8 protein-coding genes and 1 pseudogene are annotated in these 11,216 nt (G+C 66.9%); 6 read left to right on the top strand and 3 right to left on the bottom strand.

Going from position 1 to position 11,216, the window contains the following annotated elements; genetic code table 11:
• Window positions 1-173: 173 nt before the first annotated feature.
• Window positions 174-845 carry a YoaK family protein gene (locus ACTCB7_RS11375; RefSeq protein WP_463006763.1) on the bottom strand — a complete coding sequence of 224 codons (672 nt, stop codon included), beginning with the start codon at window positions 843-845 and terminating at the stop codon, window positions 174-176.
• Between the two features lie 202 nt (window positions 846-1,047).
• Window positions 1,048-2,721: a DNA repair protein RecN gene (gene recN / locus ACTCB7_RS11370; protein WP_463006762.1), complete on the bottom strand. Its 1,674-nt coding sequence runs from the start codon at window positions 2,719-2,721 to the stop codon at window positions 1,048-1,050.
• 196 nt (window positions 2,722-2,917) lie between these two features.
• Between recN and grpE the strand changes: the two genes are divergently transcribed.
• The 3 genes and pseudogenes from grpE (at window position 2,918) to dnaJ (ending at window position 6,811) form a co-directional block, all read left to right on the top strand.
• The gene (gene grpE, locus ACTCB7_RS11365; protein WP_463006761.1) at window positions 2,918-3,538 is read left to right on the top strand and encodes a nucleotide exchange factor GrpE; all 621 of its coding nucleotides are present in this window, start codon (window positions 2,918-2,920) and stop codon (window positions 3,536-3,538) included.
• Window positions 3,539-3,643: 105 nt separating this feature from the next.
• Window positions 3,644-5,578, top strand: a complete 1,935-nt coding sequence (dnaK, locus tag ACTCB7_RS11360) for a molecular chaperone DnaK (protein ID WP_463006760.1) — start codon at window positions 3,644-3,646, stop codon at window positions 5,576-5,578.
• Window positions 5,579-5,668: 90 nt separating this feature from the next.
• Window positions 5,669-6,811: pseudogene (gene dnaJ, locus ACTCB7_RS11355) on the top strand (molecular chaperone DnaJ).
• A 71-nt stretch (window positions 6,812-6,882) separates the two neighbouring features.
• Here dnaJ and ACTCB7_RS11350 read toward each other — a convergent pair.
• Window positions 6,883-7,827 (bottom strand): HNH endonuclease, encoded by a 945-nt coding sequence (locus tag ACTCB7_RS11350; protein WP_463006759.1) that lies wholly within the window; start codon window positions 7,825-7,827, stop codon window positions 6,883-6,885.
• 111 nt (window positions 7,828-7,938) lie between these two features.
• Here ACTCB7_RS11350 and ACTCB7_RS11345 point away from each other — a divergent pair, with 111 nt between their 5' ends.
• The 3 genes from ACTCB7_RS11345 (at window position 7,939) to carA (ending at window position 11,200) form a co-directional block, all read left to right on the top strand.
• A complete protein-coding gene (locus ACTCB7_RS11345; RefSeq protein ID WP_463006758.1) occupies window positions 7,939-8,883 on the top strand; it encodes an EamA family transporter in 945 nt (314 codons plus the stop codon).
• Between the two features lie 46 nt (window positions 8,884-8,929).
• Complete coding sequence (gene dapB, locus ACTCB7_RS11340; RefSeq protein ID WP_163650491.1) at window positions 8,930-9,757, top strand: 4-hydroxy-tetrahydrodipicolinate reductase; 828 nt, start codon at window positions 8,930-8,932, stop codon at window positions 9,755-9,757.
• Between the two features lie 297 nt (window positions 9,758-10,054).
• The gene (gene carA, locus ACTCB7_RS11335) at window positions 10,055-11,200 is read left to right on the top strand and encodes a glutamine-hydrolyzing carbamoyl-phosphate synthase small subunit (RefSeq protein ID WP_463006757.1); all 1,146 of its coding nucleotides are present in this window, start codon (window positions 10,055-10,057) and stop codon (window positions 11,198-11,200) included.
• Window positions 11,201-11,216: the final 16 nt, after the last annotated feature.

Here is an 11,216-nt window from a genome sequence, read left to right as displayed (position 1 = left end):
CGGGGTTTTTGCGTTTGGGGCCGGGAAATGTGGCCGGCTCCCCCTCGGCCGATCCCGGCAGCCCTGCCGGGCTGCCGGCGGGCGCCGCATCCTCCGCGCGCCGCCGGAACGCGCCCCCCATCGTCGACAGACCGCCCACCCAGATAATCATCAGCCAGCAAGGCTTTCCTGAATTACTCCTGTCGTCCTGCCTTAGCGTGATAGTAGCGACGATAGCTTGCGGCCAGGACAAAACAGATGACGGCAGGCACGCCCAGACTCGAAAACGAGAAGCGGGCAAACAGCCAGGCCCCCGCAGCGCCACCGGCAATGAAGCCCGAGACAATGATCAGAAAGAGCGTGGCCTTGCGCCGGTCGAAGGCACGCCCCCGGAAGGCTTCCCCCAGCATGAGCCCCAGATCGGTGAAGATACCGGTAAGGTGGGTGGTGCGCACCACCGCCCCGCTGTAGGTGGTCACCAGGGCGTTCTGCAGGCCGCAGGCGGCGGAGGCGATGTAGTGGCCGACGGGATGGCCGGCCTGGAGTATCGGAACCGCCGCCAGCAGCAGTCCGCCTTCGATGGCCAGCAGGGTCTCGTAATGGCGGCCCAGTTTCAGCGACTCACCGCACAGCAATGCGCCGGAGAGGGCGGCCCCGAGCAGGAAGCTGATCAGGATGCCGGCCAGGTGCAATGCCTCGCCGAATGTGCCATGCATCAGCCCCGTGCCGAGCAGCGTGGCCGTACCGGACAGGTGGGAGATCGCCTGGTGGGTAAAGCCCAGCAGGCCCACTGCATTGATGCAGCCTGCCGTGAATGCCAGAACGAAAGCGCCATATTCGACCCATCGGGGCAGTCGCGTGATCACGGGCGTTCCTTGGTCGCGGTGACGAGAGTGTCGCGGTAACGGGGCAGCCGGGCGTTACCCGGTTATACGCGATTGTCGCATGGTGGATAAGCTCATCGCTTCCCACGGTGATCTTGACGCTTGACGGATGCCCACAAAAAAGCCGACCGGGTTGGCCCGGGCCGGCTCGCGATGAAAAAGTGGGTAGCGGGTGGCCGATCGCTCAGTGATGCGGCCGCTGACTGGCAGAGAGCATCTCCCGGGCGTGAGCCAGGGTCTGATCCGAGAGGTGAACGCCGCCGAGCATGCGTGCCAGCTCGCGGACACGTCCGGCGCCGTCGAGCAGGGCCATCTGTGTCTGCGTGGTGTCCTCGGCGGTCTGTTTCTCGATATGCAGATGATGATGCGCCTGGGCGGCGACCTGCGGTAGGTGGGTCACGGTCATGACCTGGCCGTTCCCGCCCAGCCGGCGCAGCAGTTGCCCGACGATCTCCGCCGTGGCGCCGGAGACCCCCACGTCGACCTCATCGAAGACCAGAGTGCTGATGGTGCTGTGCGTGGCGGCGACGACCTGAATGGCCAGGCTGATGCGCGACAGCTCGCCGCCGGAGGCGACCCGGGCAAGTGGCCGGGGCGGCTGGCCGGGGTTGGCGCTGATCAAAAAGCGCACGGTTTCCAGCCCCTCGGGCTGCGGCGTGTCGCGCTCCTCGACGTCCACGGCGAAATGCGCCTTGCCCATGGCCAGAAAACCCAGCTGCGACTGCACTTCCTCGGCGAAGGCCGTGGCCGCCTGACGCCGTGCGTCGCCGATGCGCCGCGCCTGTTGCCGGTAGGTGTCGCGTGCGGCTTCCGCCTCGGCACTCAGGGCCTCCAGATCCTGATCGCCCCCCTCCAGACTCTCCAGCTCGTCGCGCAGGGTCGCATGCAGGGCCGTCAGCTCCTCGGGCATGACATGATGCTTGCGGGCAATGCGATGCACTTCTCCCAGACGGTCCTCGACATGCGCCAGGCGCTCGGGGTCGAGTTCGGTGGCATCGGCGACGTGGCGCAGCTCGCGCGCGGCCTCCTCGATCTGGATGCGTGCCTCGCCGAGCATGCCGCGCGCCTCGGCCATTGCGCCCTGATCGCTGCCGGGCAGGGCCTCGAGGCGTGTCAGGGCCTGGTGCAGCAGGTTCAGCGCGCCGCCGTCGTCATGCTCGCAACAGTCGACGGCGAATTGGGTATCGCCGATGATCTGCTCGGCGTTGGCCAGCGTGGCCTGTTCGCGTTCCAGCGCGGCCAGCTCCCCTTCCGCCAGGGCCAGTTGATCCAGTTCCTCGACCTGATAGCGCAGCAACTGGCGGCGAGCCTGCAGTTCATCGCTGGTATCGGCCAGTTGCTTGAGCCGACGCCGCAGGGCCTGCCAGTGACGGAAGGTCTCGCCGAGGGTGGCCACATCGGCGCCCAGCCCGGCGAAATCGTCGAGCAGGCGGCGATGGGTGTCCTCGCGCAGCAACGCCTGATGGGCATGCTGGCCGTGGATCTCGATCAGGGTCTCGCCGAGGGCCTTGAGATCGGCGATGGTGCAGGGCTGGCCGTTGATCCATGCCTTGGAGCGGCCGGCACTGGTGACAACCCGGCGCAGCAGGCAGTCGTCCGCGGGCAGTTCGCGAGCGTCCAGCCAGGCGCGGGCGGCCGGCAGGCGCTGGATGTCGAAGCGCGCGCTGAGATCGGCCTGCCGGGTGCCGTGGCGAACGCTGGCGGCATCGGCCCGCTCGCCCAGGCACAGGCCCAGAGCGTCGAGCAGGATCGACTTGCCGGCGCCGGTCTCGCCGGTGATGGCGGTCATGCCACCGCCGAGGTCGAGTTCGAGACGCTCGACGATGGCAAAGTCGCGAACGGCGAGTTGCACCAGCATGGCCACCTCCTGAAACGGGAATCGGCACGACAAGGGTCTGTGTGTTTATACAGTAGCACCGGGTGCCCTGCAATCCACCGCCACGAACCCCGCCGAGCGCCTTGAGATTGTCGCGGTCATCCCCATATACGAGGGCAATCGATCACTCCCGGCGGCCGCGGCGCGGTCGCGGGGCGACTTTTCTCAGGAGAGCGACATGGCCAAAGACCCACAGACGCCGCTGGACGAGGAACTGCAACGCGCCGAACAGGGCGCCGAGCCACAGGACGAGCCGCTCGAGGGCCAGCTCGACGCGGCCGATGCCGGTGAGGACGCGGCCGCCGACGCCGAGGCGATGGCCGATCCGGAAGCGGAGATCCTGGCGGCCAAGGTCGAGGAGCTCGAGCAGGCGCTGGCCGATGCCAAGGACCAGTCGATGCGGGCCGCCGCCGAGGCCCAGAACGTGCGGCGGCGTGCCGAGCAGGATGTCGAGAAGGCGCGCAAGTTCGCCCTCGAGAAGTTCGTCAAGGAACTGCTGCCGGTGGTCGACAGCCTGGAAAAGGCGCTGGAGTCGATGGGCGAGGACGCCAGCGAGGCGCACCGCGAAGGCGTGTCGATGACCCTCAAGCTGCAGCTCGACGTGCTGGCCAAGTTCGGCGTCGAAGCCGTCGAACCGCAGGGCGAACCGTTCGACCCGCAGTATCACGAGGCCATGGCCATGGTGCCCAACGCCGAGGTGGAGCCCAATACCGTGATCGACGTCATGCAGAAGGGCTACCTGCTCAACGGCCGCCTGGTTCGCCCGGCCATGGTGGTGGTCAGCCAGGCCGCGGGCTGAACCGACGGGCCGGCCCTTGAAAGGCGCCGCCGAGCCCCCACATAGACGACAAAGACGCGGCACAGCCGCTCCGAACAGCAAGCAACGATTCTTCGAGGTGTTTATATGGGACGCATCATTGGTATTGACCTGGGGACGACCAACTCCTGCGTAGCCGTGCTCGACGGCGACAAGCCGAAGGTCATCGAGAACGCCGAAGGCGCACGCACCACGCCGTCGATCATCGCCTACACCGATGACGGCGAGACGCTGGTCGGCCAGGCCGCCAAGCGCCAGGCGGTGACCAACCCGAGCAACACGCTTTACGCCATCAAGCGCCTGATCGGCCGTCGCTTCCAGGACGACGTGGTCCAGAAGGACATCAAGATGGTGCCCTACAAGATCGCCGAGGCCGACAACGGCGACGCCTGGGTCGAGGTGAAGGGCAAGAAGCTGGCTCCGCCGCAGGTCAGCGCCGAGGTGCTGAAGAAGATGAAGAAGACCGCCGAGGATTACCTCGGTGAGGACGTGACCGAAGCGGTGATCACCGTGCCGGCCTACTTCAACGATTCCCAGCGTCAGGCCACCAAGGACGCCGGCCGCATCGCCGGTCTCGAGGTCAAGCGCATCATCAACGAGCCGACCGCGGCCGCGCTGGCCTACGGCATGGACAAGTCGCGCGGCGACAAGACCATCGCGGTCTATGACCTGGGTGGCGGCACGTTCGACATCTCGATCATCGAGGTGGCCGACGTCGACGGCGAGACCCAGTTCGAGGTGCTGGCCACCAACGGCGACACCTTCCTGGGCGGCGAGGACTTCGACCTCAAGCTGATCAACTACCTGGTCGACCAGTTCAAGGCCGACAGCGGCATCGACCTGTCCGGCGACAACCTCGCCATGCAGCGTCTCAAGGAAGCCGCCGAGAAGGCCAAGATCGAGCTGTCCGCCGCGCAGCAGACCGAGGTCAACCTGCCGTACATCACGGCCGACAACACCGGGCCCAAGCACCTCAACGTCAAGATCACCCGGGCCAAGCTCGAGTCGCTGGTCGAGGAACTGGTGATGCAGTCGCTGGGGCCGTGCAAGACCGCCCTGGCCGACGCCGGGCTGTCCAACAGCGAGATCGACGACGTCATCCTGGTCGGCGGTCAGACCCGCATGCCGCTGGTGCAGACCAAGGTCGCCGAATTCTTCGGCAAGGACGCTCGCAAGGACGTCAACCCGGATGAAGCCGTGGCCATCGGTGCGGCGATTCAGGGCGGCGTGCTCGGCGGCGACGTCAAGGACGTGCTGCTGCTCGACGTCACCCCTCTGACGCTGGGCATCGAGACGCTGGGCGGCGTGATGACCCCGCTGATCGAGAAGAACACCACCATCCCGACCAAGAAGACCCAGACCTTCTCGACCGCGGATGACAACCAGACGGCCGTGACCATCCACGTGCTGCAGGGCGAGCGCAAGCAGGCCGGTCAGAACAAGTCGCTGGGCCGCTTCGACCTGGCCGACATTCCGCCGGCGCCGCGCGGCGTGCCGCAGATCGAGGTCGCCTTCGACCTGGACGCCAACGGCATCCTCAACGTTTCCGCCAAGGACAAGGCGACCGGTAAGGAACAGTCGATCGTCATCAAGGCCTCCAGCGGCCTGTCCGAGGAAGAGATCGAGCAGATGGTCCAGGACGCCGAGGCGCATGCCGCCGAGGACAAGAAGTTCGAGGAACTGGTCCAGCTGCGCAACCAGGCCGACGGCATGATCCACGCCGCGCGCAAGACGCTCAGCGAAGCCGGCGACAAGGCTACCGACGACGAGAAGCAGAAGATCGAAACCGCGATCAGCGAGCTCGAGGAAGCGGTCAAGGGCGATGACCAGCAGGAGATCCAGGCCAAGCTGGACGCGCTGACCGAAGCCTCCGGCGGTTTGGCCCAGAAGATGTACGCCGAGCAGGGCGAGGCCGCCCAGCAGGGCGGTGCCGAGCAGGCCGACGGCGGTGCCAAGAAGACCGAGGACGACGTGGTCGACGCCGAGTACGAGGAAGTCAACGACGACCAGAAGAAGCAGTAACCACGTCTGATCCCACGGGAAACCGGCGGCGCGGGGGCATGACTCCCGCGTCGCTGTTTCCGTGGCCCGACACGGAGGCGGACAAGATCCATGTCCAAGCGTGACTATTACGAAGTGCTGGGCGTCGAGCGCGGGGCTGATCAGAAAGAGATCAAGAAAGCCTACCGACGGCTCGCCCAGAAATACCATCCGGACCGCAATCCGGATGACGATACCGCGGCCGAGAAGTTCCGCGAGGTCTCCGAGGCCTACGAGGTCCTGACCGACGACGAGAAGCGCGCGGCCTACGATCAGTTCGGCCATGCCGGTGTCGACGGCCAGGCGGGCGGCTTCGGTGGCGGCGGCTTCGGCGGTGCCGGTGCCGGCGGCTTCAGCGACATCTTCGGCGATGTGTTCGGCGACATCTTCGGCGGCGGCGGGCGGCGCAACCCCAACGCCCCGCAGCGCGGTGCCGACCTGCGCTACAACCTCGAGCTCGATCTCGAGGATGCCGTCGCCGGCACCACCGTCGACATCCGCGTGCCGCGGCATGTGGCTTGCGGGCACTGCGACGCCACCGGTGCCGAGCCGGGTTCCACCAAGGAAACCTGCCCGACCTGTCACGGCATGGGCCAGGTGCGCATGCAGCAGGGCTTCTTCGCCGTGCAGCAGACCTGTCCGACCTGTCACGGCGCCGGCCAGACCATCAAGGTGCCGTGTCGCGAGTGCCACGGCGAGGGCCGGGTGCGCGAGACCCGTACGCTGTCGGTGAAGATTCCCGCCGGCGTCGATACCGGCGATCGCATTCGCCTCAACAGCGAGGGCGAGGCCGGCGCCAACGGCGGCCCGGAAGGCGACCTCTACGTCCAGGTGGCGATCAAGCCGCACCCGATCTTCGAGCGTGACGGCCGCCACCTGCAGTGCGAGGTGCCGATCAACTTCGTCGACGCCGCCCTGGGCGGCGAGCTCGAGGTGCCGACCCTCGACGGCCGGGTCAAGCTGAAGATTCCGCCCGAGACCCAGACCGGCAAGCTGTTCCGGTTGCGCGGCAAGGGCGTCAAGCCGGTCCGCGGCGGCCCCGCCGGCGACCTGCTGTGCAAGGTCGTGCTGGAGACGCCGGTCAACCTCGGCGAGGAGCAGAAGGAGCTGCTGCGCCAGTAGGAGAGCCTCGACGGCAGCAAGAGCCACCACTCGCCGAAGAAGTCGAGCTTCTTCGACGGCGTGAAGAAGTTCTTCGAGGACATGAAGCCGTAAGGCGGTCTCCCGTTGAAAAGCCGGGCCCCGGTATCAGGCGATGCCGGGGCCCGGTGCGTTTTGTCATGCCGTCATCGCCGCAGGTGATCCAGCCGCCAGGTCAATGCCTCGGTATCGGGATGCCAGCGCGAGGTCCGTGGCAGTACCAGAGGCTTGCCGTTCAGGTCGCAGAGCCACTGATTGTCGGATACCAGAGTGTCCACGGTGGGGCTGACGTGCCAGCATCCGTCGGGGCCTGGCGCGATGAGATGATTGTCCATGGCCCAGTGCAGGTTGGGTGTCAACGCGATGCCATTGGACGGGCGATCATCCTGACTGACAGAGAAGGGAATCAGATGTGCGGCTTCGACCAGATAGCGATAGTCGGGTGTGATATAGCGCAACCGACTCGCCGCGCAGCGATAGTCGTAGGCTTCCAGTACCAGATCTCGAAACGCCGCTGAGCGCGCATAGCGCGAGTCAGCCTCCTTGACGTCAGAAGCGAGTCGCTCCGGATGTCGCTGATAGTCGCCACTGGCCAGCGTCGTCTCGAGATATTCCTCGAGGCGTTTCCTGGCGTGATCGTCAGTGGCGAGATAACGGTGGGTCAGTAGCGCGCAGGCTTGTCCGGCCAGATCGGCGTTCTGCAAGGCATTGAATAGCTCGCTGTCGAGCCGGGCCGAGGTGAATCGCTCGTTAAGCTGGCTCAGCGACTTGGGCTGCCCCATCTGATCCGCTATCCCTTGTATGGACGGGGCATACTCGGGGTGCCAGAGCTTGCCGGAGGGGCCTTCCCGGTTTTTCAGTGCCCACATCGGCATCCAGGGTCGCGCTCGATGGCGCTCTTCAGTCACGGTTTCGAAAATATCGTGATAGCGAGCGATCAGGCGCGTGTCGATCGGGATTCGCGGCGAGGTGATATGTCCCGCCTGGATCTCGCAGATGATCGCCAGCAGAAGGCATGGCTGGTGCGGTGCCGGGCTCCCGGTACTGTGGTCCACCTTCAGCCGTGACAAGCATTCAAGCCTGGAGTCCATCTGCCATCCTCTTGTGTCCCCGTGTTTCGCTGGGACCGTCATGACGCCGACCCAGCCTGTCACGGCAGTATATTAGCTATATGTCAGTTGTTCATGTGGAGGAGGGCGCCGATGACGACGAGTCGTGACGTGGCGCGGGCCCACGCCGGCCTGCTGCTCTGGGCCGGGCTGGTGGGGCTGTCGTTCCCGGTGGTGGGGCTGCTGACGCCCGGCCTGCCGCCGCTGTTGCTGACCGCCATTCGCTTCTGCATCGCCGCACTGGGGATCTGGCCGCTGGTCCGGGGGCAGTCGGCGCTGCGACCGTCGCGGGCCGGGGCGTGGCTCTACGCCGCCATGGGGCTGTGCCTGACCGGCTTCTTCGGGGCGATGTTCTGGGCGGCGCATCGCATCACGGCGGTGTCGATGGCCACGCTGTTCGTCAGTGTGCCGCTGCTGGCCTATCTGCTGGGTCTGGCGTGGCGCGTCGAGCGCCTCGCCTGGCGGCTGCCGGCGATTCTCGTCGTCGGTGCCCTGGGGGCGCTGGGTCTGGCCTGGGCCGAGGCGGGCGGCAGCTGGCGCGGGGTGGCGTTCGGCACGGGGGAGGCGGTGTTCTTCCTCGGCTGTGTAGCTTCGGCGCTGTATCCGGTACTCAGCAAATGGGGGCTCGAGAAGGGCTGGCTGGCCGCGTCGGCAGGTGTGCGGACCTTCTGGAGCCTGCTGCTGGGCGGCGGACTGATCGGTCTGGTCGGGCTGTTGCGCGGCGGGGCCCCGGCGCTGGCGTCGCTCGGCGCCATGGACGCGGCGATACTGATCTATCTGGGGCTGTTCTCCAGTGCGCTGACCTTCTGGCTGCAGCAGCGCGCGACGGCGGTACTGACGCCGGGGGCAGTGACCGCCTACGGCTATCTGGTGCCCTTCGTGTCGATGCTGGTGCTGTTCGTGCGTCAGCCCGGCGCCATGGGTCGGGAATGGCTGCCCGGCAGCCTGCTGGTGCTCGTCGCCATCGCCGCGCTGCTACGCCGGGATGCCCGGGCCCGGCGCGCCTCGGTGGCGACAGACGCTGCCGGTCGGCGTTGATATACTGGGCGGCACCGTCACCAATCACGTCGCGCAAGGAGTCTGCATGTCCCGCACCCCCGTTCGTATCGCCGTCATGGGCCCCGCCGGTCGCATGGGGCGCACGCTGGTTTCGGCCGTGCATCAGGATGAGGCTGCCGAACTGACCGCCGGCATCGTGGCGGCGGGCAGTTCGCTGGCCGGTGCCGATCTCGGCGAGTTGGCAGGCGTCGGCCGGTCGGGCGTGAGCGCCAGCGACGACCTGATCGCCGTCGTCGATGACTTCGACGTGCTGATCGACTTCACCAACCCGTCGACGACCCTGGCCAACCTGGCGTTCTGCGCCGAGCACGGCAAGCGCATCGTCATCGGCACCACCGGCCTCGACGACGCCCAGCTGGCCGAGCTCGATGGCTATCGTGACCGGGTGCCGATGGTCTTCGCCCCCAACATGAGCGTCGGGGTCAACCTGACGCTGAACCTGCTGGCCACCGCCGCCCGGGCACTGGGCGACGAAGGCTACGACATCGAGGTGATCGAGGCACACCATCGCCACAAGGTCGATGCGCCCTCCGGCACCGCGCTGAAGATGGGCGAGGTGGTCGCCGATGCCTTGGGACGCAATCTCAAGGAGCATGGCGTGTTCGCCCGCGAAGGGCAGTGCGGACCGCGCAGCGACACGGAGATCGGCTTCGCCACGGTGCGCGCCGGCGACATCGTCGGCGAGCACACCGTGATGTTCGCCACCGAGGGCGAGCGCATCGAGATCACCCACAAGGCCTCGAGCCGCATGACCTTCGCCAGGGGGGCGGTACGGGCTGCGCGCTGGGTCGCCGGGCGCGACGCGGGCCGCTACGACATGCAGGACGTGCTGGGGCTGGCCGGGTCGGTCTGACCCGCTGGATCGTATCGCCGCCGGGGGTAGCCCGGGCGGCAAAAATCGCGTAAAATCCAGTCAATTTGGCCGGGTGAAGGCGATCAGCAAGGCCACATATGCCGAATCGATGACAACAAGCGGGATGAAACCGTCTTTACCGGGTTTCGTCCCGCTTTTTTACGACCTGCGTGTCGAGATCGGCCGGCTGCGCGCCCTGTCCCACCCCGTCCTGATTGACCCTCTCGAACGGCAGCCCGCGTGGCGGAACGGCTGGGCAGGCACCACGATCCACGACAAGCAATGGAGGACGTTGCGTTGAACAGACCCGCGATACTGGCCTTGGAAGATGGCAGCGTGTTTCAGGGTAGCGCCATCGGCGCCGATGGACAGACCAGCGGCGAGGTGGTGTTCAACACGGCCATGACCGGCTATCAGGAAATCCTCACCGACCCCTCCTACACCCGACAGATCGTCACGCTCACCTACCCCCATATCGGCAATACCGGCACCAACGCGGAAGACGTGGAGTCCGGCCGGATCGCCGCGGCGGGCCTGGTGATCCGCGATCTGCCGCTGCTGGCCAGCAGCTTCCGCAATCAGCAGACGCTCGACGACTACCTGCGTTCCCAGAACATTCTCGGCATCGCCGATATCGACACGCGTCGCCTGACCCGCATCCTGCGCGACAAGGGCTCGCTGAACGGGGCGATTCACGCCGGCGCCGAGGCCGAGGGTGACGACGCCGCCGAGCGCGCCCTGGCCGTGGCGCGCGACTTTCCGGGCCTGAAGGGCATGGACCTGGCCAAGGTGGTGTCCTGCCAGTCGCCCTACGAGTGGAGCGAGGGCGAGTGGGCGCTGGGTGCCGGCTATGCCGACGCCGCGGCGGGCGAGCGCCCCTTCCACGTGGTCGCCTACGATTACGGCGTGAAGCGCAATATCCTGCGCATGCTGGCCTCCCGCGGCTGCCGCCTGACGGTGGTGCCCGCCCAGACGCCGGCCAGCGAGGTGATGGCGCTCAATCCGGACGGCATCTTCCTGTCCAACGGCCCCGGCGACCCGGAGCCCTGCGACTACGCGATCACGGCGATCCGTGAGCTGCTGGAAAGCGGCGTGCCGCTGTTCGGCATCTGCCTGGGCCACCAGCTGCTGGCGCTGGCTTCCGGAGCTACGACCGTGAAGATGAATCACGGCCACCACGGTGCCAACCACCCGGTACAGGACCTCGACACCAGCCACGTGATGATCACCAGCCAGAACCACGGCTTCGCGGTCGACGAGACCAGCCTGCCGGCGACGCTGCGGGCCACGCACCGTTCGCTGTTCGACGGCACCCTGCAGGGCATCGAGCGCACCGACCGTCCGGCCTTCAGCTTCCAGGGCCATCCGGAGGCGAGCCCGGGGCCGCGTGACGTCGCGCCGCTGTTCGACCGCTTTATCGAGATGATGAAGGCCCAGCGCTAACCGTCCGATCGTCGCC

Source organism: Modicisalibacter sp. (genome assembly GCF_055145905.1).
Note: the sequence above shows the minus strand (reverse complement) of the source record. Positions and strands in the feature narration are given on the sequence as shown.

Bases quoted from the DNA above. Each gene is read 5' to 3' on its own strand.
- recN (WP_463006762.1), bottom strand. From the start codon at position 2,721: ATGCTGGTGCAACTCGCCGTTCGCGACTTTGCCATCGTCGAGCGTCTC.
- grpE (WP_463006761.1), top strand. From the start codon at position 2,918: ATGGCCAAAGACCCACAGACGCCGCTGGACGAGGAACTGCAACGCGCC.
- dnaK (WP_463006760.1), top strand. From the start codon at position 3,644: ATGGGACGCATCATTGGTATTGACCTGGGGACGACCAACTCCTGCGTA.
- ACTCB7_RS11350 (WP_463006759.1), bottom strand. From the start codon at position 7,827: ATGGACTCCAGGCTTGAATGCTTGTCACGGCTGAAGGTGGACCACAGT.
- ACTCB7_RS11345 (WP_463006758.1), top strand. From the start codon at position 7,939: ATGACGACGAGTCGTGACGTGGCGCGGGCCCACGCCGGCCTGCTGCTC.
- dapB (WP_163650491.1), top strand. From the start codon at position 8,930: ATGTCCCGCACCCCCGTTCGTATCGCCGTCATGGGCCCCGCCGGTCGC.